Annotated in this window: 22 protein-coding genes; 6 read left to right on the top strand and 16 right to left on the bottom strand. The window is 55.4% G+C overall.

All coding sequences use genetic code 11. From position 1 onward, the window contains the following. Positions 1-102: 102 nt before the first annotated feature. The 8 genes from emrB to ACLGE8_RS17285 all read right to left on the bottom strand — a co-directional run bounded on the left by emrB (position 103) and on the right by ACLGE8_RS17285 (position 9,237). Entirely contained in the window at positions 103-1,641 is a 1,539-nt protein-coding gene (emrB, locus tag ACLGE8_RS17320) for a multidrug efflux MFS transporter permease subunit EmrB (RefSeq protein ID WP_411000067.1), read from the bottom strand. A 16-nt stretch (positions 1,642-1,657) separates the two neighbouring features. Continuing rightward, positions 1,658-2,830: a multidrug efflux MFS transporter periplasmic adaptor subunit EmrA gene (gene emrA, locus ACLGE8_RS17315; RefSeq protein ID WP_411000066.1), complete on the bottom strand. Its 1,173-nt coding sequence runs from the start codon at positions 2,828-2,830 to the stop codon at positions 1,658-1,660. 114 nt (positions 2,831-2,944) lie between these two features. After that, positions 2,945-3,475: a transcriptional repressor MprA gene (mprA, locus tag ACLGE8_RS17310; RefSeq protein ID WP_185668712.1), complete on the bottom strand. Its 531-nt coding sequence runs from the start codon at positions 3,473-3,475 to the stop codon at positions 2,945-2,947. Between the two features lie 135 nt (positions 3,476-3,610). Continuing rightward, positions 3,611-4,792: an MFS transporter gene (locus tag ACLGE8_RS17305; RefSeq protein WP_220440947.1), complete on the bottom strand. Its 1,182-nt coding sequence runs from the start codon at positions 4,790-4,792 to the stop codon at positions 3,611-3,613. Positions 4,793-5,075: 283 nt separating this feature from the next. Beyond that, positions 5,076-6,071: a glycine betaine/L-proline ABC transporter substrate-binding protein ProX gene (gene proX / locus ACLGE8_RS17300; protein WP_411000065.1), complete on the bottom strand. Its 996-nt coding sequence runs from the start codon at positions 6,069-6,071 to the stop codon at positions 5,076-5,078. A gap of 65 nt (positions 6,072-6,136) precedes the next feature. Then, the gene (gene proW, locus ACLGE8_RS17295) at positions 6,137-7,198 is read right to left on the bottom strand and encodes a glycine betaine/L-proline ABC transporter permease ProW (RefSeq protein WP_411000064.1); all 1,062 of its coding nucleotides are present in this window, start codon (positions 7,196-7,198) and stop codon (positions 6,137-6,139) included. After that, complete coding sequence (proV, locus tag ACLGE8_RS17290; RefSeq protein ID WP_220440948.1) at positions 7,191-8,396, bottom strand: glycine betaine/L-proline ABC transporter ATP-binding protein ProV; 1,206 nt, start codon at positions 8,394-8,396, stop codon at positions 7,191-7,193. Before proV ends, proW begins: the two co-directional genes overlap by 8 nt. Positions 8,397-8,805: 409 nt before the next feature. Beyond that, complete coding sequence (locus ACLGE8_RS17285) at positions 8,806-9,237, bottom strand: carboxymuconolactone decarboxylase family protein (RefSeq protein WP_411000063.1); 432 nt, start codon at positions 9,235-9,237, stop codon at positions 8,806-8,808. A gap of 86 nt (positions 9,238-9,323) precedes the next feature. Here ACLGE8_RS17285 and ACLGE8_RS17280 point away from each other — a divergent pair, with 86 nt between their 5' ends. Next, entirely contained in the window at positions 9,324-10,673 is a 1,350-nt protein-coding gene (locus tag ACLGE8_RS17280; protein ID WP_411000062.1) for a PLP-dependent aminotransferase family protein, read from the top strand. Positions 10,674-10,742: 69 nt separating this feature from the next. Here ACLGE8_RS17280 and ACLGE8_RS17275 read toward each other — a convergent pair whose 3' ends face one another. Then, a complete protein-coding gene (locus tag ACLGE8_RS17275) occupies positions 10,743-11,069 on the bottom strand; it encodes a DUF883 family protein (protein WP_411000061.1) in 327 nt (108 codons plus the stop codon). A 150-nt stretch (positions 11,070-11,219) separates the two neighbouring features. Between ACLGE8_RS17275 and ACLGE8_RS17270 the strand changes: the two genes are divergently transcribed. Continuing rightward, on the top strand, positions 11,220-11,564 hold the full coding sequence (locus ACLGE8_RS17270) for a DUF2002 family protein (RefSeq protein ID WP_333496718.1): 345 nt from the start codon (positions 11,220-11,222) through the stop codon (positions 11,562-11,564). A 43-nt stretch (positions 11,565-11,607) separates the two neighbouring features. Here ACLGE8_RS17270 and alaE read toward each other — a convergent pair whose 3' ends face one another. From alaE to ACLGE8_RS17250, 4 genes are all read right to left on the bottom strand, one after another. Beyond that, complete coding sequence (gene alaE / locus ACLGE8_RS17265; protein ID WP_123652669.1) at positions 11,608-12,057, bottom strand: L-alanine exporter AlaE; 450 nt, start codon at positions 12,055-12,057, stop codon at positions 11,608-11,610. A 465-nt stretch (positions 12,058-12,522) separates the two neighbouring features. Beyond that, a complete protein-coding gene (locus ACLGE8_RS17260; protein ID WP_185668721.1) occupies positions 12,523-12,702 on the bottom strand; it encodes a hypothetical protein in 180 nt (59 codons plus the stop codon). 27 nt (positions 12,703-12,729) lie between these two features. After that, the gene (locus ACLGE8_RS17255) at positions 12,730-13,269 is read right to left on the bottom strand and encodes a rhodanese family protein (RefSeq protein WP_411000060.1); all 540 of its coding nucleotides are present in this window, start codon (positions 13,267-13,269) and stop codon (positions 12,730-12,732) included. A 12-nt stretch (positions 13,270-13,281) separates the two neighbouring features. Next, positions 13,282-13,581, bottom strand: a complete 300-nt coding sequence (locus ACLGE8_RS17250; RefSeq protein ID WP_411000059.1) for an ArsR/SmtB family transcription factor — start codon at positions 13,579-13,581, stop codon at positions 13,282-13,284. Positions 13,582-14,209: 628 nt separating this feature from the next. Between ACLGE8_RS17250 and ACLGE8_RS17245 the strand changes: the two genes are divergently transcribed. The 4 genes from ACLGE8_RS17245 to ACLGE8_RS17230 all read left to right on the top strand — a co-directional run bounded on the left by ACLGE8_RS17245 (position 14,210) and on the right by ACLGE8_RS17230 (position 19,164). Further along, entirely contained in the window at positions 14,210-14,782 is a 573-nt protein-coding gene (locus ACLGE8_RS17245; protein WP_411000058.1) for a fimbrial protein, read from the top strand. A gap of 64 nt (positions 14,783-14,846) precedes the next feature. Continuing rightward, a complete protein-coding gene (locus tag ACLGE8_RS17240) occupies positions 14,847-15,512 on the top strand; it encodes a molecular chaperone (RefSeq protein WP_411000057.1) in 666 nt (221 codons plus the stop codon). Positions 15,513-15,553: 41 nt separating this feature from the next. Next, positions 15,554-18,046 carry a fimbria/pilus outer membrane usher protein gene (locus ACLGE8_RS17235; RefSeq protein ID WP_411000123.1) on the top strand — a complete coding sequence of 831 codons (2,493 nt, stop codon included), beginning with the start codon at positions 15,554-15,556 and terminating at the stop codon, positions 18,044-18,046. Positions 18,047-18,057: 11 nt separating this feature from the next. After that, entirely contained in the window at positions 18,058-19,164 is a 1,107-nt protein-coding gene (locus tag ACLGE8_RS17230) for a fimbrial protein (RefSeq protein ID WP_411000056.1), read from the top strand. A 129-nt stretch (positions 19,165-19,293) separates the two neighbouring features. Here ACLGE8_RS17230 and ACLGE8_RS17225 read toward each other — a convergent pair whose 3' ends face one another. The 3 genes from ACLGE8_RS17225 to ACLGE8_RS17215 all read right to left on the bottom strand — a co-directional run bounded on the left by ACLGE8_RS17225 (position 19,294) and on the right by ACLGE8_RS17215 (position 23,097). After that, the gene (locus ACLGE8_RS17225; protein WP_411000055.1) at positions 19,294-20,304 is read right to left on the bottom strand and encodes an ABC transporter substrate-binding protein; all 1,011 of its coding nucleotides are present in this window, start codon (positions 20,302-20,304) and stop codon (positions 19,294-19,296) included. 11 nt (positions 20,305-20,315) lie between these two features. Then, entirely contained in the window at positions 20,316-22,448 is a 2,133-nt protein-coding gene (locus ACLGE8_RS17220) for a TonB-dependent receptor (protein WP_411000054.1), read from the bottom strand. Positions 22,449-22,674: 226 nt separating this feature from the next. Next, positions 22,675-23,097: a hypothetical protein gene (locus ACLGE8_RS17215; protein ID WP_220440957.1), complete on the bottom strand. Its 423-nt coding sequence runs from the start codon at positions 23,095-23,097 to the stop codon at positions 22,675-22,677. Between the last annotated feature and the right edge of the window lie 99 nt (positions 23,098-23,196).

Here is a 23,196-nt window from a genome sequence, read left to right as displayed (position 1 = left end):
CCTCCATGTAGGCCGGATAAGGCAACGCCGCCATCCGGCGATTTTCCAGAGCAGGTCACTCAGGCCAAAAAAAAACCAGCTCAACCGAGCTGGCTTTTTTCATCAGTGGGCGCCTCCGCCTCCGCCTCCCGCGCCAAACGGCGGTCTGGCGAACCATACTAATCCCAACAGGACGAGGAATATCCCGGCCGAAATCCAGAAGATTTCGTTGGCGGAGACAATCAGCCCCTGGTTGGTGATCTGCTGGGCTATCCAGCCGGAAGCCTGTTGTTGCGTCATGCCCATACCCTGCAGCTGATCGTACATCTGCTGGGCGTTCGGGTTAAACGGCGTCACAGACTCTGTGAGCTGCGCATGGTGCAACGCCTCGCGGTTGGTCCACAGCGTGGTAGTGATTGAGGTGCCAATAGAACCTGCCAGCGTACGGGTAAAGTTCGACAAGCTCGAGGCGGCCGCCAGACGCTCAGGCGGTAGCCCGGAGAGCGTGATGGTGGTCAACGGCATGAAGAAGCACGCCACGGCGAAGCCCTGAATAAACTGCGGCCAGGCCGATGCGCCGAAGTCCATCCCCGGTTCGAAGGTATAAGCGCGCCAGTAGAAACAGACGGCATACATAATAAAGCTGAAGGTGACCAGACGGCGCATATCCAGCTTGTGAGCAAAGCGACCGATGATCGGTGACAGCAGTACCGGAATCACCCCGACCGGCGCGGACGCCAGACCTGCCCAGGTTGCGGTGTACCCGTAGACCTCCTGCAATAGCTGCGGCAACAGAACAATGGCGCCGAAGTAGAGCATGTAGGCAAGGCTGATACACAGACAGCCGATGGTAAAGTTTCGCGACTTAAACAACGACAGATCGACTATCGGGTTATCGTCGGTCAGCTCCCAGACAATCAGGAAGCTCAGCGATACCACCGCCACTACCGTCAGCACGATGATTTCGGTTGAGTTGAACCAGTCGAGCTCTTTCCCCTGGTCGAGCATAATCTGCAGGCTACCAATACCCAGCACCAGCAGCGCCAGACCAATACCATCGATACGCCGTTGCTCAGTCTTCGTTTCACGGCCACGCAGGCTCTGGAGGCTTAACAGCACCACCAGGGCACCGATGGGCACGTTGATGAAGAAGATCCAGCCCCAGTGATAGTTATCGCTGATATAGCCGCCCAGAATTGGCCCGCAGATTGGCGCCACAATCACCGTCATTGACCACAGCGCCAGCGCGACGGCGCGCTTGGCCGGCGGGTAGTTGTTGAGCAACAGGCTTTGCGACAGCGGGATAAGCGGCCCGGCAACAACCCCCTGAATCACGCGGAAGAAGATCAGCATGCCCAGGCTGTTGGATACCCCACACGCCCATGACGCGATGACAAAGGCAATGGTTGACCACAGGAACAGCTTCACCTCACCGACGCGTTTTGCCAGCCAGCCGGTAATCGGAATGGAGATGGCGTTCGCCACCCCAAACGAGGTGATGACCCAGGTCCCCTGGCTCAGCGATGAGCCAAGGTTACCGGCGATGGTCGGAATCGCTACGTTGGCGATGGTGGAGTCCAGCACCTGCATGAAGGTGGCCAGCGACAGCGCAATGGTCATAATGACCAGCTGCGCGCCTTCCAGCGGTTTTTGCTGTTGCATTACGCGCACCCCAGCATTAGTTGGCGTTGGCCTGGACGATGTCGTTGATCAGCTTATTAACCGGGTCGAGGCTGATTTCACGCGCGTTACTCTCGTAAACCGGGCTGTTGCGGATCTGGTTAGCCAGCATCTGACCGTCGCGATTGGAGGTGTCGACTTTCACCAGCGTAGACAGACCAATACGCAGCGGGTGCTGTTCCAGCTGTTTTTCATCCAGCTCGATACGCACCGGCAGACGCTGTACCACTTTGATCCAGTTACCGGTGGCGTTCTGCGCCGGCAGCAGGGAGAAGGCGCTACCGGTACCCATATCCAGACCCACCACTTTACCGGTGTATTTCACATCATCGCCGTAAATATCGCTGACGACGGTGACCGGCTGGCCAATACGCATATGCGCAAGCTGGGTCTCTTTGAAGTTCGCGTCAACCCACAGGTTGCTGGCTGGCACAACGGCCATCAGCGGCGTGGTTGGGCTAATTTGCGCACCCGGCTGCACGGAACGACGAGAAACGTAGCCGCTCATCGGGCTGACGATTTTGGTACGCTGCAGGGCAAGCCATGCGTTACGCACTTCGGTCGCCGCCTGACGAACCGTAGGCTGATCTTCAAGCTTAGTGCCGAGGATCATCGCCTGGTTCGCGTTGTACTGTTGCACTGCCACGTCCAGAGCGGCCTGCGCGCTGGTGACGGCATCTTTGGCATGCTGCAGCTCTTCGCGGCCAATCAGGTTGGCGTTGCCCAGCGGAATACGACGGTTAAGGTCGGTTTGCGCCTGAGCCAGCGTGGTTTTGCGAATATCAATATTCGCCTGCAGCTGCTTGTTGTTGATCATCAGCTGACGCATCTGGCGGACGCTTGAGGCAAGCTGAGTCTGCGCTTTCTCAAAGGCCTGCTGAGCATCGGTCTGATCGAGGGTGACCAGCACGTCGCCCTGCTTAATATAGTCGGTGTTATCAGCCCAGACTTTGGTCACGCTGCCAGATACCTGCGCCATGATTTGAACCTGGTTACCTGCCACGTAAGCGTCATCGGTTTCTTCAAAATGACGCAACACCAAAAACCAGTAGCACCCATAGGCCACGGCAATAATAACAAAGAGCAAGGTCAACAAGATGAGGGCGCGTTTACGTTTGCCTTTCTTGTTGGCGGGTTGCTGCGGGGCTTGAGTCTCCGCATTTGCGCTCATGTGATTCTCCACATTCTTATTATTTGTTTCGGCTTAGCCGACCTGTTTTTCCTACCAGAAAGGCCAGCAGAAGTTATCTGCTGGCCTTTCATCTACTTTTTTAACGCGGTGATATCAGCGCAGGGCATCCAGTACGGAACCGTCTTCTTCCATCTGATCCAGACGGGTGAGAAGCTTGCGGGTGATATGTTCGAGCTGGTCTTTTTCAGCCAGGCTCAATGAAGACCAAAGCTGATGCAGACAGTGATGCTGAGGAGGCAGCACCTCGCGCAGGAACTCATGACCTTTTTCGGTCAACTGCAGGTGCAGACAACGGCGGTCATTGTCGCTTTCACGACGTTCAATCCAGCCGCGTTTTTCCAGTTCATCGGCGATACGCGTGGCGTTGGTGCGCGATGAACCCAGCGCGCAGCTGAGTTCAGAAGGCTGAATACTGTGATTTTCTTGAGACTCCAGCGTGATTAGCGCCATAAACAACGTCTCGTTGATCCCCTGAGCTTTCAGCATTTTATTACGGTTGTCCAGCAGCTTGCCCTGCATGTGCATGCAAAGGCGAGTGAGAAGGATCTCCTGGAAAGGGAACTCTTCGCTGCGGCTGGCGCGGAATTTCAGCATTTGTTCAATGGGCGTAAACGAACTATCCATCAGGGCATTACCTCATTAGTTACAGTCGATATAGTAACGATAGTGACAAATAAAGTAAATGAATTATTGTCCGTAATTTATGTGGTTAGTCTATGACATAACGCTGCCGGATACGTATACCCGGCAGCGGCGCCGCTATTCCGCTTCCTGACGATGATAACCCCACCACCAGACTAACAGGTTAGCGACAGCCATCAGGCTGCCCGCGAGGCACACGCCCAGCCAGCCGGCGTGCTGCCAGGCAGAGGCCGACAGCAGCGATCCCGCCGCACCGCCGATAAAGTAGCTGGTCATATAGCCTGCGGTAAGGCGGTTACGAGCATCCGGCTGTACGCGGTATATCACCGTCTGGTTGGTGATATGTACGCCTTGCACCATCAGGTCGAGCACCAGAATCCCGATTATCAGCGCGATAGCGGACGTATGTCCGTACCAGATAGCGACCCAGGAAAGCAGCAGCAACACCAGACCCCAGGTGGTGGTCAGATGCGCTTTGCCTTTATCCGCCAGCCCGCCGACCGGACGAGCGCCCAGCGCACCGGCGGCACCCGCGAGGCCAAACAGGCCGATAGTGCCTTCCGAATAGTTAAACGGCGCGCCGGAGAGCAGAAATGCCATCGACGTCCACAGAATGCTGAAGTTGGCGAAGGTCAGGCAGCCGAGCAGCGCGCGGGTGCGCAGCAGCTTGTCGCTAGCAAAGAGGCTAAAGATGGAGCCAAGCAGCTGCGGGTAGTTAAGATGCGTCTCTTGCTTAAGCTTCGGCAGCCCGCGCCACAGCGCGAAGGCCAGCAGCACCATCAGCGCGGAGGCTACCCAGTAAACGGTGCGCCAGCCGCCGAGGCTTGCCAGCAGCCCGGCAACGGTGCGCGCCAGCAGTATCCCCAGCAGCAGCCCGCTCATCACCGTACCGACGACTTTGCCGCGTTTTTCTGGTGCAGCGAGAGTGGCGGCCATCGGTACCAGCAGCTGAGCGACGACGGAGAACAGCCCGGTCAGTGCGGTACCGAGGATCATCATGCCGAGCGAGCTGCTGCTGGCGGTGATCAGCATGCCGCCTGCGGCCAGCAGGGTCATGAACACGATAAGCGAACGGCGCTCGAACATGTCGCCGAGCGGCACCAGGAACAACAACCCGGCGGCATAGCCTAGCTGGGCGGCGGTGACGATAAAACCGGCCTGTCCGGCGCTGAGTGAGAAGTGACGGGCGATGGTCTCCAGCAGCGGCTGCGCGTAGTAGTTACTGGCAACGGCAAGGCCGGTGGCGACCGACATTAAAACGATCAAAGCCGGGCTAAGCCCGTGAGCAGGTTTAGTCATGGTATTGAGAAAGTAAGGAAAGATGGGGTCGATAATAACGAAAGGCGTGGGAGAGGGGGAAAATGATGGGTAGCGGATTGTGCTTTTTGGTGGACGCCGTTCCTTTCCGGCGTCGCGTTGCTCGGCCGGGCTACCAATTGGTGCTGCTTTCATGCCGGATGGTGCTTCGCTTATCCGGCCTACTGTGGTGTGCTGTTCCTGTAGGCCGGATAAGGCAGAGCCGCCATCCGGCAATCGGTGGCGGCTCTGGTGCTTTCCCGGCGTCAGCCGGATGCATCACATTTTACTTCTGCGCGGCCAGCGCCTCTTTCACCCAACCATCAAATACCTGCTGGTGGGCTTTGATCCAACCGTCGACCTGACCCTGCACGTCCGCCTCGGACGCTTTACCGTCATGCATCATGGCGTTCTGTGCGTTGATGTCGGACAGCGGCAGCTTCATGATGGCAAACAGCTTCGCCGCTGCCGGGTTTTTCTCGGCCCAGGCCTTGTTAGCCACAATGTGCATGGTGCTCACAGGGAAACCGTAGTTTGCGCCGTTAGAGAGCTTAGTATCGATATTTTTCTGCACGCCCGGCAGGGAAGAGAACGGCACCTGCAGCCAGACGACATCTTTACCTGGCTTCAGCACGTCGCTTACCCAGTAAGGCGTCCAGGTATAATACAGAATCGGCTTGCCTTCTTTAAAACGGGTGATGGTATCGGCCATCATGGCCGCATAGTTCCCCTGGTTGTGCTCGACCGTTTTGGTCAGCTCATAGGCGTCCATCTGGTGGTTAATCACCGCTTCACAGCCCCAGCCAGGGTTACAACCGGTGAGGTCGGCTTTGCCGTTACCGTTGGTGTCAAACAGCCTGGCAATCTTAGGATCTTTCAACTGTTCAATGTTGGTGATGTGGTATTGATCGGCGGTTTTTTTATCAATCAGATAGCCCTGCGCCGCGCCGTTAACCAGCGTACCTTCGCGATAGAATTTCTTGTCGCCACCGGCGGCAGCGTACATATCGTCATGCAGAGGGATCCAGTTGACGGCGGTAAAGGTGGCATCACCTGCGGCCAGTGAGGTGTAAGCCACGTTGTAGTCGACTTCGTTTGGCTTATCGACGGTGTATCCCAGTTTTTCCAGCGCCCGGCTCACCAGCAGCGTCTGGAAGGTCTCTTCGGAGAGGGTGCTCTGCACCGGCTGTACGGTAATGCCTTTCCCTGGGAGGTCGGCGGCGAAAGTGCTGGCGGAAACCAGAGTAGTAAAAGCGGTAGCTAAGACGAATGAGTGTCGCATCGTTGTTCCTTTAATAGTGATTGTTGCGGAGCATTGGCCCGACGGCTGCCGGGCCAACACGATGGTTACTTAGAGAAGGGGCGCATCAGCAGGCCAACCGGGCCGGTATTGAACCAGCGACGATTACCTTTGCTGCGAGAATCGCGGCCTACGGCCTGAGTCAGGCGGTCGAGAATAATGGCGAGGATAACGATCCCGACACCGCCCACGGTGGCAAGGCCCATATCCAGACGACCGATACCGCGTAGCACCATCTGGCCCAGACCGCCGACGGCGATCATCGAGGCGATAACCACCATCGACAGCGCCAGCATCAGCGTCTGGTTCACACCGGCCATAATGGTCGGCATTGCCAGCGGCAGCTGCACTTTGAACAGCATCTGGCGCGGGCTGGCACCGAAGGAGCGCGACGCTTCGATAAGGTCGGCCGGCACCTGATTAATCCCGAGAATAGTCAGACGCACAATCGGCGGCAGGGCAAAGATAATCGTCACCACTACGCCCGGTACGTTACCGATACCGAACAGCATGACGATCGGCACCAGGTAGACGAACGCTGGCGTGGTCTGCATCGCATCGAGCAGCGGCCGGATAATCTTCGACGCCCTTGGGCTGCGCGCCAGCCAGATGCCGAGCGGCAGGCCTATCACCACGCAGAACAGCAGCGCGGTGAGCACCAGCGCAAGGGTAATCATCGCCTGCGACCATGCACCAATCGCGCCGATGGCAATCAGCGAAATCAGGGTCGCAATGCCCATACCGACGCTGGAAATCTGCCAGGCGATCAGGGCGAAAATAATAATCGCCACCGGTGCAGGCATCCCCAACAGCAGTTGCTGGAAGGCGCTCAGGATGTAATCGACGGGCACGCGAATGCCCTGAAACACCGGACGGAAGTGCGTCACCACCCAGTCGATCCCCTGCGTCACCCAACTGTCGAGCGGGATCAGCGTCTTATGGAACGGGTCCATAATATTGAAGTGTTCTGGCTGCGGTGCAGGCGCGCTATGCAGCCAGTCTGCGCCGCCGCCGGACGGTGCCGATGCCGGTGAACCCCAGGCGTCGGCGGAGTTAGCTGCGCTATCGGCAGCCGGTGTGGTATCCCACGGATTTGATTGATCAGCCATTGTTGGTTGCCCCCTCGCGATCTAATGCCTGTAGCAGCATTCTTTTTGAAATAACGCCGACGTACTGCTGTTCTTCTCCAACAACCGGTACGGCGCAGGGTGCATGACCCACGTGAGAGAGTAATTCGCTGAGCGGCGTCTGGGCATCGACGGCCAGCGGCTCGTCAATTAATGCCGCCTCGATTCCCTGATTGGCCTTTAAGGCCTCTTTCAATGAATCGATGGAGACAATGCCAACAAACTTATTACCGCGTTCGATGACGTAACCATATTCACGGTCATCATCCTGTAATAATTTCAACGCCGAACGAGGGCCGAAACCTGGCGTTTTACGGATAAGGCCATCCGGATTACGGCGGGCAATATCTTTAGCGCTAAAGACCTGGCTAATATCCACGCCGCGGAAGAAGGTGCGGACATAATCATTGGCCGGGTTATTCAGGATTTCATCAGGCGTGCCGACCTGTACCACTTCGCCATTTTGCATAATGGCAATACGGTCGCCAATTCGCATCGCTTCATCGAGGTCATGAGAAATAAAGACCACGGTGCGCTGATGCTTAGCCTGTAATTTTACCAACTCATCCTGCATCTCGGTGCGGATTAATGGGTCGAGCGCCGAGAAGGCTTCATCCATTAATAGAATGTCGGGGTTGATGGCGAGCGCTCGGGCTAAACCGACGCGCTGACGCATGCCGCCGGAGAGTTCGTCCGGGTAACCATGAGCGTAGTTCTCAAGGCCAACCTGACGCAGCGCGTCCAGCGCTTTCTCCTGACGTTCCTGAGCGGGAACGCCGGCGAGATCCATGCCGAAGGCGGTATTTTCCAGCACGCTCATATGCGGCATGAGCGCAAATGACTGGAATACCATCGCGATTTTTTTACGGCGAACTTCCCGCAGCTCGGCATCGGATATTTTGGCAATATCCATACCGTCTATCAGCACCTGACCACGAGTCGGTTCTATCAGACGATTGAGAAGGCGTACCATGGTGGATTTGCCGGAGCCAGATAACCCCATGATGACAAATATCTCGCCTTCTTCAATGGCCAGACTGGCGTCTTTAACGCCAAGTGATAATCCAGTTTTATCGAGAATTTGCTCTTTGGTAAAACCTTTCTCGATATATTTAAATGCTCGCTGTGGGTGCTCGCCGAATATTTTATAAAGATTCTTAACTTCTAATTTAACTGCCATGCAATATGCGATTTCCTGTTTTTAGTTTATGTCGATATGCTACCTGATGAAAATAATGACCTGTTTATACCCTAGCATACTGAGACGATGTGACAACCCTCAATCTGTTTTCAATCGAAATAGCCAATAGAGTGATATCGCCGTCATTTCCCATGATGTAAGGGCTGAGAGCGAATTGACGCTGATTGATTTTTTTAAGAATTTTGATGCGAAATTTGGTTGGGATCTAAAAAATGGCATGAATATTGTCTGAAAATTCACAACTGAATTTAGCTCGATATTTGTATGATGATGGCGATTTTTTGAGAAATATCCGGGTAATGAACAGGGGGATATTTGGCAGGAAAATGGAGAATAATGGTGGGAAATTAACGCCCACAAATAGCGATTATTTGCGGGCGTTTTTTCACTACATACGCATGCTGACGGCAAGGCGGTTAAAGGCGTTCATCAGGCTGATGGCGAAGGTCATATCGCTAATCTGCTCGGCGCTGAAATGAACCAGCAACGGCTGATACACGCTCTCTTCCGCGCGGTTTTCAGCGATGTGGGTCAGATCTTCTGCCCAGGCCAACGCCGCGCGCTCGGCATCGCTGAAGTGATTGCTCACTCGCCATCCCGCCAGCGCATCCAGTTTTACCTGATCGACACCAGATTTACGCAGCGCTTTGCTGTGCATCTCCAGACAGAAGGCGCAGCCGTTAATCTGCGACACGCGCAGGTAAAGCAGCTCCAGCAGGGGGCGCTCCAGCGAGCTTTTTTCTAACGCGATGCTGGCTTGAACCAGCCCGGCATAGACGTTCGGGCTCAGTTCACTATAGGGTTGGCGTAATGCAGTCATATTGTCACTCCTCGTTCAAGATGGGACAAAAATAGCACTATAATGGTCTTAAAAAGATATCCATATTCGGAGTAAAAAATAAGACCATGAAGCCGGGCGGCGTACCACGCTATCAACAGATTGCCAGGGAACTGAAGGCGGCAATTGAACAAGGTGAACTGAAAACGGGCAGACGCTTACCCTCCAGCCGGGTTTACGCGCAGGAACTCGGCGTTTCAAGAGTAACGGTGGAAAATGCCTACGGTGAGCTGGTGGCGCAGGGCTGGCTGGAGCGTCGCGGGCAGGCGGGCACGTTTGTAAGCGATCACTTAACCCTGGAACCGGTCACCGCCGAGCCTCTCGGCTTCGGTGGCGACCATTTCCAGCCACAACCTTTTCAGCTCGGTCTTCCGGCGCTGGATCTCTTCCCTCGTGGCCAATGGGCGCGGGTAATGGGGCATAGGCTGCGTACACAAACGCGCTTCGATCTTGCGCTGGGCGACGTGTGCGGCGAACTGTCCCTGCGTCAGGCCATCGTCGAGTATCTTCGTCTCTCTCGCAGCATCGAGTGCGAGGCCGAACAGGTGTTTATCACCTCCGGCTATGCGGCCTCTATGGGGCTTATTCTGCAGGCGATGGAGGCGCGCGGGGAAGGGATGTGGATGGAAGACCCCGGATTTCCGTTGATTCGCCCGGTCGTGGAACAGGCGGGCGTAACGCTGCATCCGGTGGCGGTGGATGAGGACGGCATGGACGTGGAATGGATAACCCAGCACCCCACCACCGCGCGCTTTGCGCTGCTCACCCCGGCCCATCAAAGCCCCACCGGCGTGGCGCTGTCGCTACCACGGCGCCGACAGCTGCTGGATTGGGCCGCACATCATCACGCGTGGATTATCGAAGATGATTATGACAGCGAGTTCCGTTATCAGGGTAAACCGCTGCCGCCATTAAAAAGCCTGGATGCACCGCAGCGGGTTATCTACGCCGGTACCTTCAGTAAATCGCTGTTCCCGGCGCTGCGCACCGCCTGGCTGGTGGTACCGTTGCCGCTGGTGGCGGCATTTCGTCGGCAGGCGCAGCGGCTGGCCTGCCCGGTGCCGGTGCTCTGTCAGCAGACGCTGGCGGATTTTTTGCGCGAAGGGCACTTCTGGCGTCATCTGAAGAAGATGCGCGTTCACTATGCTGAACGTCGGCGCTGGCTGGAAACATCGCTACGGTCTAACGGCTTTCAGGTGCTGGAGCAGTTGGGGGGTATTCAACTGGTGGTGACGGTAGAAGGTGACGACCGCCTTATGGCGCAGCGGGCCAGGCGCGCAGGGTTGGCGGTGCAGGCGGTAAACGACTGGCGAATCAGCCAGCGAGGCCAGGCCGGGCTTATCATGAGCTTTACCAATATCGTGTCGCAGCAGATGGCCGATGCTCAGGTCGCGGTGCTGAAGGCCGCTATAAAATAAAAACCCCCGGGGCATCAGAGATACTCCGGGGGGAGACGCGTTTTTATTATCAACATCGTTGTGATGATATTATCGACGACAGCCTAATAATACGCCAATAAAAATCCCCACTGCCGCGGCAGCGCTCACACTTTGCCACGGTTTATCGCGAATATAGTCATCGGCACAGCCCGCAACGTCACAAACGCTTTGCTGTATGCGGGTACGGCCATTAATGCGCGCACGGGTTTCGCTCAGCAATTTCTTCGCATTGTGGCGGACGGCCTCAATTTCGTCTTTGTCTTCACTGGCCCAGCTCTTCAGGATGCTCTCAAGGCTGTCGGCTAATTGGCTGACGTCATTATGAATATCCTGGACTTCATCATCAGCATCATGGCGATTAAGTGATTTAAACATGAGGTTCTCCACAAATTTTGTTGGAGCAATAAGTGTAGGTCACCCGACATAATTTGCCGGAGATTGGTTGGTTTCTGGAATTATCTGAAAGCGAGGCGAATACTGATTACGGTAAGGTGGCGATGCAGTAAAAGATAAAGAGGATAATATATGTATTTACGACCTGATGAGGTGGCGCGCGTTCTTGAAAAAGCGGGCTTTACCATGGATGCGGTAACCTCGAAAGCCTACGGCTACCGTCGTGGTGAGAATTATGTTTACGTCAACCGCGAAGCGCGAATGGGGCGCACGGCGCTGATCATTCATCCGGCGCTTAAAGATCGCAGTAACAAATTTGCTGAACCGGCTTCTGATATTAAGGCCTGCGATCACTACGCAGAGTTTCCGCTCTATTTAGGCGGCGAAGTTGAGCAGCATTACGGCATTCCGCACGGCTTTAGCTCACGAATGGCGTTAGAGCGCTTTATTGATGGGCTATTTGGCGAGAAGTTGTAAGTAGATGACTGGCTAGTTTAGCCAGTCACCTATACCAATATGATTATGCTTTTGCCTGCGTGTACTGTTCCACTCGGAACAGGCGACGGCAGAAATCGAGGAAGTAGCCGTACGCGGCTCCCATCACCAGCGATACCACGGCGTTAGAACTTACCGCCGCCAGGATCTGGTGCCAGTCGGCACCTACGCTCAGCAGAATAAGCACATACACCGGCGACTGGAAGGTGACATAGGCCAACGGGTCCGCCACGCGTTTTACCCAACCTGCCGGGCTAATGCGAGCCGCCTGTCGCATAATAAAGTCGCGATAAATACCGTACGGCCACGCAATAATAATGTTGACCGGGATAGCAACCAGACGAGATGAAAGTGACTGCTCAAAGGTCATTCCTGAGAGAAATATTTCAATCATCATGTTCACGACGGAACAGTAGACAACCATGGCGAAAGTGTCTGCTGCCGCATGACGCAGGCGTGACTGCGCAGAGAACATCGGTGTGCTCCTCGAAAATGAACGGTTAATACAGAAAGTGGTCTGTTTTATGGCGTTTTGGGTTGCTTTAATTGACGTGTATAGATTATCCATCTGGATTGGAACAAACAACTAGTGAAATATTTTTATTTAATGCGCTTTTGTCAATAAAATGCTCTGTTTTTGATTGTTTTATGTTCGCCGCGCTATTTTTGTTTTTGTTGTCTATTTTTTATATAAAAATCATTTAGTTAATGTCTGTTTCGAAATGGTAAAAAAGGATGAGAGATCGTGTGTGTTGGTGCAAAAGCACGGCAATGCTGATTTTTATGTGAATAATGTCACATTCAGCGTTTTTATCCGTAAATAGGCGACTGTTTTGGCGTTTAGTTCTGCGAGGAGTGTTTGGGAGATATGCGTGATTTGTGGGTAACTATTCATAAACGTCGAAATGAGGCGGTGAGCGACGCTCACCGCAGCGCAACATCAGCAAACGCCAAAGTCGCCTTCTTCACTATACGGCGCAACGTCTGCCGCTTTTAACGTGTACTGCTTGCCATTTTCATCGCTGGCCTGTACCGCCACGATGCTGTCTTCATGTGCTTCAATCACTTTTAACTTTGGTCCGCCCATTTTCGGTTGAACCAGATCGCCAGGTGCAAACATCTCAGGTGCTCCTTTGTTATTGAGTTCTTATACGCCGGTGGTGGATGAGCGCCGGTTCCACGGCATCACCGCCAGCAGTCGCGCCATGCCGCAAAAACCCGTCACTCCGGCAAAGGTTAAACCTGCGCCCACAAAGGCGCTGAGCAGGAAGAACGCGCTGGAGAAGCTATAGCCGAGCACGACGCCCAGTAAAATTAGCACGCCGGCGGCAATCTGTACCTGGCGCATTAGGGGTAGGGGCTGCGATTTATTTACCGTGGTGACGAGGCCGGCCTGACGCCAGGCGTCGATGCCGCCTGCGAGGAGTTTGGCCTGCGCGGGTGCTGCGGCAGCGATTAAGCGGCTTTGGTTGTTGCGCGTGCGATTACCAGACTGGCAGTGAAAGATAACGACGGCATCGGCGCTGGCTGAAAGCGTTGCCCCTTGTTCTATGCTGCCGAGCGGCAGCAGGCGAGCGGCGCGGATGTGTTCGCGGGCATATTCGTCCGCATCGCGGATATCGACGAGGGTCGCACCTTGCTCAATCAGCGCAAGGGCCGCCTGTGGGGAGATCTCTTCAACGGTCATTTGGCTTCTCTCTTAGGGACAGTAGAGCGTTTTTAAGGTGGCGACAATCTGCTGCACCGCCTCGTTACGGATGGAATAGTGAATCCGCTGCGCATCGCGCTGGCGGTCAATCAGCCCCTCTTCCCGCATGCGGGCAAGATGCTGTGAAGTGGCTGATGGGCTGAGCCCGCTGGCTTTCGCCAGTTCACCGGCGCTGGTGCCGGGGGCATCGCACAGCATGCAGAGGATCAGCAGCCGGTTGGGGTTGCTCATCGCTTTTAGCAGCGCTGCCGCTTCACCGGCACGGGCTTGCAGGAGTTCGCTATCGTTCATATTGATTTAGCCTTTTCTTAATTAAGGTAATGCTAAACTAATGGAGGAACATTGGCGAGATAAAAGATCAACATTGTTAATGAACATGTTGATTCTTCTGCGGGTGGTTTAAAAGTCGACGTTTGTGCATAAAAATGCGCGTAGGAATCATCTTAGTTTGGTGTATGGACCGCATTTTTTGTCATAAATCACGGGGCGAAATGTGCATTGGTGGGTTAATTTCGTTAAGTATGGCCTGGGAATGTTAAAATAATTCTTCTTTAGAGGTAATGTATTGTGCGTTAATGTTTATCTTAAAATAACATGAGATGATAATATTTTATTTTTATATATATGGTTTAAATGTCTTTACGGCTATTTTACGAAATAATTCGTTGCATCTGCTTTTAATATGAATATGATCTTCTTCGTATTTCTAATAATTTAATTATCGCTCGCCGTTGGTGAAGCGGAAATATCAAGCCGCCATTTAATTGTATACATTAATTAGAGCGGTACGGTTACGCATTTAATACCCTGCTGATGGAATAAAGATTTAATAAACATGGAGGATATGACGGCAGAGGCCGGGTGGGCCATATTGGCCTGCAGGGCGACTGCATAAGTATAAGTTAACCAGAGATCGAAAATGAAAACACAATTCCGCATCATGACCTGTGTCGTTGCCGTATTAGTATCCAGCGTGGCTACGGCTGCTGTTTCCACTAACCCAGGTGCATCAGCAGGGTCTCAGGGAACCGGCGGCCAGGTTAAATTCACCGGCGAAATTACGGATACGTCCTGTAATGTAGACAGCAGCAGTGCAAACCAGACCGTTGACCTTGGCAAATGGGCGAAATCCTATTTCACCAGTACAGGTGTCGAAACCACTAAAACGGCTTTCCATATCAAAGTCAAAGATTGCCCGAGTTCCATTAAGCAGGTTGCCGTCCTGTTTGATGGCAATAAGGATAAGGCTGATACCACGCTGTTTGCAGTAACTGCCGGTGCAACAGGCGTGGGCATCAAGCTGTACGAAGATGATCAGCGCCAACAGATTATCCCTGGCTCCGTGACGAAAAACCACGCCGTTGTTGCGGGAGCTCAGGGGGCAACCAGTACTGCCGACCTGACCTTCTACGCAGACTACCGGGCCACTAGTGCAACCGTCACTACCGGTTCAGCCAACGGCGTAGCCGATTTTAATATGGTTTACAACTAATGAAACCGAGAGCAGAAGTCGACTTCTGCTTTCTTTTTTTCATTCAGAATGGTTGGGTACTCCCATGAATCGTTTGATTGTGAGCATCGCTCTTTCTTTATTTGTCGTCTCAGCGGCGGCGCAGGCCGGTATTGTCATGGGCGGTACTCGAGTCATTTATGAAGAGGGTAAACGTGAAGCTTCTATATCGGTAACCAATGCCGATGAAACCGTTCCCTATTTAGTGCAGTCGTGGGTCGAAAATTACACTGCCAGCGATAAAAGCCAGCCGCCATTTATTGTTACGCCGCCGCTGTTTCGCCTCGAACCGGAACAAAAAAACGTCCTTCGTATTAATTTTACCGGTGCGAAACTTCCTGCCGACCGTGAGTCCGTGTTCTGGTTGAACGTGAAAAGTATTGCGCCGTCGAATAAGAACGATGTGAATAAATTACAGGTCAATATTAAATCGAAGTTTAAGATTTTCTATCGCCCGAATAATCTTGCCGGTGAGGCCAACGACGCGTTTCAACAGCTGACGTTTGAAACGCGCGGCGCCAGCCTGGTCGCGCATAATCCTACGCCGTACTTTGTCTCTTTCTTCTCATTATCCGTCGGTGGCGTTGATCTGGAATCACCGGGGATGATTGCCCCGTTTGGCGATAGAACCTGGTCCATCAGCCGCGCTGGCGTGGTGAAGTGGCGGGCGATCAACGATTTTGGTGGCGCGACTGACTTCGCGCAACGGTAACCGTTTTGTCGACTTCTCTTGTGAAAAAATATACTTCAGATATGCCGTCCGACGAGGCGACGGTTGCCGCTAGCACCCTGCTGGCCTGCGTACCGACGGCGCTATTGCTGTTGTGCTACCACGCTCCCGCCAGGGCTGATGACTATTTTGACCCGGCAGCGGTGGAGCTAAGCGACCCACAGCAGAAAACCGCTGACCTGCACTATTTCGCCAAATCCGGCGGCCAGCAGCCGGGGCGCTATCCGGTGTCGGTGTGGGTTAACAACCAGCAGGTGAGCCAGGAGACGATTGAATTTGTGGAAGACGACGGCCAACTGCTGCCACGACTGACCACGGCCCAGCTTGCCGAGTATGGCGTTAACGTCAGCGCCTTCGCCACGTTCAATCAGCTGCACGACGGCGAACCGCTGACCCGCATCGGGCGATTTATTCCCAACGCCAGCAGCAAGTTTGACTTCACCGCGCAACGGCTGAATCTGAGCATTCCGCAGGCGGCAATGAACCAGCAAAGCCAGGGCTACGTTGATCCGGCGCGCTGGGATGAGGGTATTCCGGCGGCCTTTGTCGACTACAACCTGACCGGGGCGCAGTCGCGACAGGATGGCAGCGATAACCGTACCAGCTACCTGAACCTGCGCAGCGGCGTGAACCTCGGCAGCTGGCGGCTGCGTAATATTGCTGCAATGCAGTACGACAAAACCCGCCGCTGGCGCTCGCAAAGCACCTATCTGCAGCGCGATATCCGGGCGCTGAAAAGCCAGCTGCGGATGGGCGACACCTACACCAGCGGCGATGTTTTTGACAGCGTGCAGTTTCGCGGCGTACAGCTGGTGTCGCAGGAGGAGATGCTGCCGGATAGTCAGCGCGGCTTCGCGCCGGTGATTCGTGGGATGGCGCACAGCAACGCGAAAGTGACCGTCTCCCAGCACGGCTATGTGATTTATGAAACCTTTGTGGCGCCCGGCGCGTTCGCGATTAATGACCTCTATCCTACCGCACAGAGCGGCGATCTGGAGGTGGCGGTGACCGAGAGTGACGGGTCGGTACGCCATTTTACCCAGCCGTTTTCCGCCGTGCCGTTTATGCTGCGTCAGGGGCGCATAAAATACAGCGCCAGCATCGGACGCTATTACTCAACCCAACCGCAGACCCGTCAGCCGCAGTTTATGCAGTCGACGCTATTTTACGGACTTCCCGCCGATATCACCTTTTACGGCGGAGCGCAGCTGGCGGATGACTATCAGGCGTGGTCGGTTGGCCTGGGCCACGGTTTTGGCGAACTGGGTTCGCTGGGGGCCGATTACACCAGCGCCGCCACCCGCACGCCTTCCGGGCTTCGCTTTCACGGTAACTCTGCGCGGTTGCAGTACCAAAAGAGCTTCGCCTCTACCGGCACGACGCTGAGCCTGGCGAGCTATCGCTACTCTTCCAGTCGCTATTATGATTTTGGCGAGGCGAATGCGCTGGAGGGCCGTTACGGCGTCTCCGATAACAAGCGCAGACGCGAGGAGCTGTCGTTGTCGCAGTCGCTCGGCGATCTGGGCAGCCTGTCCGCGTCGGCCTGGACCCAGACCTACTGGCATTCACAAGGGCAGGATGAAACCGTACACGTCGGCTTTTATAGCGCCTGGAAAGGGATTTCGTGGGGCGTGGGCTACTACTTTACGCAGTCGACCCAGAGCAATAAAAGCGATCGTTCGTTCTCCTTTAACCTGAATATCCCGCTGGGCAGCCAGCTGGCGGATAGCTCTGTCAGCTATAGCACCACCTCCGATAATAACGGCTTTACCTCACAGCAGGCGTCGCTATACGGTTCGGCGCTGGAGAAAAATAATCTCTACTACACCGTTCAGCAGGGGTACGGCAACAAGGGGCAGGGGAGCAACAGCGGTGTGTCGCTGGATTATCGCGGCGGCTATGGTGAAACGCAGCTGGGTTATCAGCACGATAACGTGAATAGCCAGGTGACCTGGGGCGCGTCGGGGTCGATTGTGGCGCATCCGCACGGGGTTACCTTCGGTCAGTATACCGGCGATAGTTTTGCGGTCGTGCGGGCACTGGGCGCCAGCAACGTCGATATTCAGAACGGCACCGATCTGCACACCGATTGGCGCGGCTACGCCATTGTGCCGACGCTCACCGCCTATCGAAAAAATGACATCAGCCTTGATACGGAATCGCTGCCCGACGACGCCGACGTGGATCTACAGGCGCAGACGGTGATCCCCGACGGCGGTGCGATTGTTGAAGCTGACTACCACACCCATATCGGTAGCCGCGTGCTCTTTACGCTGCGCGGTGCGCAGGGGCCGCTGCCGTTTGGCGCCAGCGCGCGTCTGATTGGGGATGACGCGGCGGCATCCGGCATCGTGGCGGAGCAGGGGCAGGTTTATCTCAGCGGGATGCCGGACGAGGGCATCGTTGAGGTTAGCTGGATGGACAGTCGCGTCGCGAAGACCTGTCGTGCCCGTTACCATCTTCCCACTACTATGCAGGCTAAACCGGTGAAAACGGTTAGCGCGCAGTGTCTCTAAAAGGTGTACCTATGTGCAGAAGCCACGTTGTTATCCGCCTGTTTATTCTGCTGGTTGTGTCCTGCGGCTGCCCGCGCGTGTGGGCGGAAAGCTGCAGTAATACCATCGGCGATATGACGATCAATACCCAGAACATACAGTATCTGCCCACGCTGCCGGTGAACACGCAGATGTCACATTCTATGGCCGACAACGGCAGCGGGGTGCGATTTACCTGCGATCTCCAGCAGCCAGCGGCGGGTTGGAAGCGAGTGGTGTATCAGCAGGAAGCTACCTCGGGTTCGACGACGGCCATTAACGGCGTGCGTATTTATGCCACTCAGCTTTCGGGGCTTGGCTATTCGCTGGGTTTTCAGTGCAACGGCGGAGCGGTGCACTATATTGACGGCAGCAGTGCTCCGGCAGGGAGTCACTCGGCGACGATTTGCGACAGCGATGACCTGCCGGCGCTGCTGACGCAAAAAGAGATTGTGATTAAAGCCTACGTGACCTTCTACAAAACCGGCGATGTGAATCTGTCCGGTGGCAACCACACCAACGTGAACGCCCAGCCGCAGATCGGCAAACTGTTTGTGGAGCAGCGATCCTCGGCGGTTAACGGCACGACCAGTACATCGCCGACTTTTCTGGGGCTGTCGGCGCTGAACGTGGATATCGGTTCCAGCGGCAGCTGTCAGGTGGCCAAGCCGATCATCAACGTGGCGCTGGGAGCGGTGAATAAGTCGGAGTTTAAGGGGGTGAATACCACCGGCGGCACGGCGCAGAACTTTGCGATCCCGGTTTATTGCTCCCAGCCGACCGATGTGCGCATCGGTTTCTTTGGTCAGGAGGCTGACCCGGCGTTCCCGGATACGCTGGCGATTACTCAGATGAGCGGCGCGGCAACGGGTGTTGGTGTGAAACTAAGCTATGGCAACAACGGTGCACCGGCGCCAGCAGCGGGCACGGCGGTGCGTATCAACGAAGCGGCGAATCTGCCGCTGCTAAGAACGGTGAAGGCAAGCCAGGCCGCCAATGCCGAACTTATTAACTATACCGCCCAGTATGTGCAAACCGGTAGCGTGGTAAGTGCGGGGATGGCGCACAGTATGGCGACGTTTACGCTTATTTATAACTGAGGGTGGGGAGAGGGGGAGCTGGAACCCTCACCCCGGCCCTCTCCCTTAAAAAGGGAGAGGGAGAAAACCGCACCAAACGATCCCCTCGCCCCTTTGGGGAGAGGGTTAGGGTGAGGGGGAAAAACATCACTACTGCGCCGGCTTCTGCGCGTGCAAAATCCGCTGCGTCTCATCGCCACTAAGTTTGTAATCAAAGAAACGCTGATAGAAATCCTGCGTTACCTGAGCCATATCCACCCTTGGGAAACGATCCGGATGTAGCATCAGTGCCGCCCACTGGATCTGCAGCGCGCTTTCGGTGCCGTAGCGATCCCACGGGAATACCCCGGCCGGGTTTTGCAGCACCTTGCCGTTTTTCACCGCCTTAAGTTCTGAGAACAGCGCCGCGTAGGGTGAGTCGGCAATCTGCCCGCAGTTTGCCCCGAGGATAATCACGTCAGGTTGCCAGGCAAGCACCCGCTCCGGCGACACCTCTTTCATATTGCCCTGAATCTCCGCCGCCGCGTTTTTACCCCCGGCGAGGTGAATCCAGGTATCAATCAGCGTCTGGCTGCCGTCTACCTTCAGCGGTTTCAGCGACTGAATATGCAGCACGCTGGGCCGCTGTTCGGCGGTCAGCCCGTGCATTTTGCTCTGTACGGTATCAATGGTGGTTTGCAGATACTGGTTATAGGCCTTCGCCCGCGCCCGCGCGTCGCCTGTTCCCAGCACCTCGGCGGTGGTGGCGACCGATTTCATCAGCGACGGATAGTCGGTAAAGGCCATTTGTAGCGTAGGTAGCCCTGCCTGGCGGTAGCTCTCCGCTTTATCATTGCCCGCAGAGGTGAACACCACATCCACCTTTTTAGCCAACAGACTTTCGGGATTAAATGCGGTGCCACGCACCTGCAGGGCCTGATTCAACGTCGGCGCGATTTTGAACATCCACGGCTGGCTTTCCGGATGGTTGACGGTGGCGACGATTTTACTGCCCGCTCCCAGCGTCATCAGCACCGAGTGGTGCGCAAACCAGCCGTCGGCGATGGTGTTCACCTGGTCGGGAACGGTAACGGTATGGCCGGCATCATCCACGACCTGGCGGGAAGCCAGGGCGGGGAAAGCCAGCCAGGCGCAGAGCAACCACGCTTGGCGACGTTTCATCTACTTACTCCTTAAAAATCAATCTGCATAGAGAGTTGAGCCTCTCGCGGTGCCCCAAGCTGAGCGCTGGCGTTGCCCGCGCCGGTATAGCCGGTTAACGCGCCAGGAACCACGTTGGTCCAGTAGTGACGGTTAGTCAGGTTGGTGACATCCAGACGGAAGGTCACGGGGGTGTTGTACATACGGGTAGCGTAGCTCGCCCCGGCGTCCACCGTGGTGTAGCTGCCCACCCAGCTGTCATTGGCGTTATCGGTCGCGCGGCGGCCAACGTAGCGCACGTTGGTGTCCACATCGACGCCCGGAAGCTGCTCAATGCTGTAGACCGCCAGCATGCTGGCGGTGAAGCGCGGTACGCCGACCACCTGTTTGTTGTCAGCGCTGGCGTCTTTGGTGTCGTGCAGACGTGGGTCAAGCCAGGTTGCGCCGCCGAACAGACGTAGGTTGTGGGTGACGTGGCCGTCGGCCATCAGCTCCAGCCCGCGGTTCTTCTGCGTGCCGTCCTGGGCGAAATCGCCGTTGTCATTGGTATAGGCGAAAGGACGTTTGGCCTGGAACAGCGCGGCGGAGAGCATCAGGTCACGCATTGGGGCATATTTCGCCCCCACTTCCACCTGATGGCTACGGTACGGGTCGAGGATCTGGCCCTGGTTATTCGCGCCGTTTGGCGCGGTATCGCCCTGCTGCATGCTGTCAGCCCAGGTGGTGTAGAGCGTGATGTTATCGATAGGCTTGTACATCAGGCTGGCTGAACCGCTGGCCCCACTGTCTTTTTTATCGCTGGTCTGCGCGCCGGTCTTGTTGTAGTTGCTGACCGTAAACAGGTTTTCGCTGCCGGAGAGCAGCAGGCTCCACTGCGGGCTGAAGTGCAGAGTGTCACTCAGCAGGAAAGCATGCTGCGTGGTAGATGCTGAATGGTAGCGATTATTAAAATCAGGATACGGCGGACGCGGATAAATCGGGTGCTCGTCTAGCGAGGATTTGCCCAGCGTAAAGGTCCCGCCGTTGACCGGATTATAGTTTTTCCACACGAAGCCGCGCACCCCGGTGCTGATGTCGTGGGTCAGCCAGCCGGTGTCCATGCTGCCGGTCAGGTTCGCCATATAGCTGTTGATGGTAAAACGGCTGGCGGCGGAGTCGGAGGTGGTGGTGGTGTAGCTACCGCGATTATCGGTCAGGGTATTGGTGACGGTGGTGGATTCACGGTCAGCAATCTGACGCAGCACGCCGACGTCCAGCAGCCAGTTGCCGTCAAAATCATGCTTCAGGTGCAGGCTGGCGGTGCTGGTTTCATCATCGTTACCGGCATAGCTCTGGCCGTACTGCGCTTTGGTCGGATCGAGCGGGGAAGGGAAATGCACCCCTTTTGCCAGCGCAAACGAACCCGGCATGCCTTTTTCGTAGTAGTGGTAGTAGCTGAAGTTGCTCTCCAGCACCGTTTTATCGGTGAGCTGGAAGTCGAGGCCAAGACCGGCGTACTGACGGCGCTTGTGGCTGCCGCTGGTGTAACCGTGGCCTTCATCGTTGAGCAGGTTGAGGCGGTATTTCACGCGGTCGCCGTCATCAATCGGGCCGCTAAAGTCCATTGAGGTCAGCGTGCCGTTACCGGTGCTGCCGCCGACGGTCACGCGGTGCAGCGGGGTATCCGTCGGGCGTTTGGAAACCAGGTTAAACATCCCCGCTGGGTTTGCAGGTCCGTACAGCGAGCCCGCCAGGCCGCTCAGCACTTCAACGCTCTGGAACTGCTCTGCCGGATATTCGGTGGTGGAGACGGCGTTCAGGCCATCAATCATATGGTTCTGTACCACGCTACCCTGCATGCCGCGGGTTTGTGGGCGAACCCCGTCACCCTGTACGGAAGGCATGTAACGATAGACATCTTTGACGCTTTTGAGCTGCTGCTCGTTGATAAGCGGCGAGGAGAGGGTCTGAACTGACCAGGGAACATCCATCACCGTCCGTTTGCCCAGACTGCCTAAAGTGGCCTGCTTCTCTGAAGCAGGCGGCTCCTGTGCGCTGCTGTTATCGGCAGCGGCGGCGCTGGCAGAGACCACCATCGTGTCCTCCGCATAGCCAGATTGCGACATCGCCAGGCATGAGAATGCCAGGAGCCCCGAAGCGAGCGGTATTGTTTTATTATCAAACATTTTTAAATTCAGTGTGTTAGCCGAAAGACTGGTGGTAACCGAGTTACCATCTACGCATGAGGGGAACAGCTATTATTATTTGTATGACGAATATCATGGGGAATGTCGCTATATATGTCAATACATAACGAGTGGTAGGTGGAAGGACGGAGCGAATGTGCGTAACGGCGGTGGCAGACGTAAAAAAAGCCGCATCTGCGGCTTTTTTTGACTCAGTAGAACGGGGTTATTCGCTGACTTTTTTCTCAAGCTCAGCGGCACCGTCTTTGGTTTTATCCCAGCCTTTCTGCGCACCTTCTTTGGTGGCGTCCCAGCCTTTCTGGGAGACATCTTTGGTTTTATTCCAGCCTTTCTGGGCGCCTTCTTTGGTGGCATCCCACCCTTTCTCGGTCCCTTCTTTGGTTTTATGCCAGGTTTTCTGAGCGCCTTCGCTCACCTGACTACCTACGCTGTCGCTCTTACCTTCGGTGGCGTGCTTAGACTTCAGCTTAAGCTCTTCACCCTGGTTCTGTGTCTGATGCAGTTTTTCTTTCGCGGTATTCGCGTTTGCCTGTGCCTGGGCAACCGTGTCGTCGGTGGCGTGTGTAGTCGCTGCGAAAACAGGGGAAGCCAGCAGAAGCGCTGAAAGTGCAATTGTTGTTTTTTTCATAACAAATCCTCATCAGTTTGTGAGCGATAGAAAGGATGGCACAGACGTTTGGATGAGGCTTTAGGAATAAACTGTAATTGAATCATTGTGTTCCACCAG

The sequence above is a fragment of the Kluyvera sp. 142486 genome (genome assembly GCF_046569695.1).
Taxonomy (GTDB): Bacteria; Pseudomonadota; Gammaproteobacteria; order Enterobacterales; family Enterobacteriaceae; genus Kluyvera.
Note: the sequence above shows the minus strand (reverse complement) of the source record. Positions and strands in the feature narration are given on the sequence as shown.

Bases quoted from the DNA above. Each gene is read 5' to 3' on its own strand.
- emrB (WP_411000067.1), bottom strand. From the start codon at position 1,641: ATGCAACAGCAAAAACCGCTGGAAGGCGCGCAGCTGGTCATTATGACC.
- emrA (WP_411000066.1), bottom strand. From the start codon at position 2,830: ATGAGCGCAAATGCGGAGACTCAAGCCCCGCAGCAACCCGCCAACAAG.
- mprA (WP_185668712.1), bottom strand. From the start codon at position 3,475: ATGGATAGTTCGTTTACGCCCATTGAACAAATGCTGAAATTCCGCGCC.
- ACLGE8_RS17305 (WP_220440947.1), bottom strand. From the start codon at position 4,792: ATGACTAAACCTGCTCACGGGCTTAGCCCGGCTTTGATCGTTTTAATG.
- proX (WP_411000065.1), bottom strand. From the start codon at position 6,071: ATGCGACACTCATTCGTCTTAGCTACCGCTTTTACTACTCTGGTTTCC.
- proW (WP_411000064.1), bottom strand. From the start codon at position 7,198: ATGGCTGATCAATCAAATCCGTGGGATACCACACCGGCTGCCGATAGC.
- proV (WP_220440948.1), bottom strand. From the start codon at position 8,396: ATGGCAGTTAAATTAGAAGTTAAGAATCTTTATAAAATATTCGGCGAG.
- ACLGE8_RS17285 (WP_411000063.1), bottom strand. From the start codon at position 9,237: ATGACTGCATTACGCCAACCCTATAGTGAACTGAGCCCGAACGTCTAT.
- ACLGE8_RS17280 (WP_411000062.1), top strand. From the start codon at position 9,324: ATGAAGCCGGGCGGCGTACCACGCTATCAACAGATTGCCAGGGAACTG.
- ACLGE8_RS17275 (WP_411000061.1), bottom strand. From the start codon at position 11,069: ATGTTTAAATCACTTAATCGCCATGATGCTGATGATGAAGTCCAGGAT.
- ACLGE8_RS17270 (WP_333496718.1), top strand. From the start codon at position 11,220: ATGTATTTACGACCTGATGAGGTGGCGCGCGTTCTTGAAAAAGCGGGC.
- alaE (WP_123652669.1), bottom strand. From the start codon at position 12,057: ATGTTCTCTGCGCAGTCACGCCTGCGTCATGCGGCAGCAGACACTTTC.
- ACLGE8_RS17260 (WP_185668721.1), bottom strand. From the start codon at position 12,702: ATGTTTGCACCTGGCGATCTGGTTCAACCGAAAATGGGCGGACCAAAG.
- ACLGE8_RS17255 (WP_411000060.1), bottom strand. From the start codon at position 13,269: ATGACCGTTGAAGAGATCTCCCCACAGGCGGCCCTTGCGCTGATTGAG.
- ACLGE8_RS17250 (WP_411000059.1), bottom strand. From the start codon at position 13,581: ATGAACGATAGCGAACTCCTGCAAGCCCGTGCCGGTGAAGCGGCAGCG.
- ACLGE8_RS17245 (WP_411000058.1), top strand. From the start codon at position 14,210: ATGAAAACACAATTCCGCATCATGACCTGTGTCGTTGCCGTATTAGTA.
- ACLGE8_RS17240 (WP_411000057.1), top strand. From the start codon at position 14,847: ATGAATCGTTTGATTGTGAGCATCGCTCTTTCTTTATTTGTCGTCTCA.
- ACLGE8_RS17235 (WP_411000123.1), top strand. From the start codon at position 15,554: ATGCCGTCCGACGAGGCGACGGTTGCCGCTAGCACCCTGCTGGCCTGC.
- ACLGE8_RS17230 (WP_411000056.1), top strand. From the start codon at position 18,058: ATGTGCAGAAGCCACGTTGTTATCCGCCTGTTTATTCTGCTGGTTGTG.
- ACLGE8_RS17225 (WP_411000055.1), bottom strand. From the start codon at position 20,304: ATGAAACGTCGCCAAGCGTGGTTGCTCTGCGCCTGGCTGGCTTTCCCC.
- ACLGE8_RS17220 (WP_411000054.1), bottom strand. From the start codon at position 22,448: ATGTTTGATAATAAAACAATACCGCTCGCTTCGGGGCTCCTGGCATTC.
- ACLGE8_RS17215 (WP_220440957.1), bottom strand. From the start codon at position 23,097: ATGAAAAAAACAACAATTGCACTTTCAGCGCTTCTGCTGGCTTCCCCT.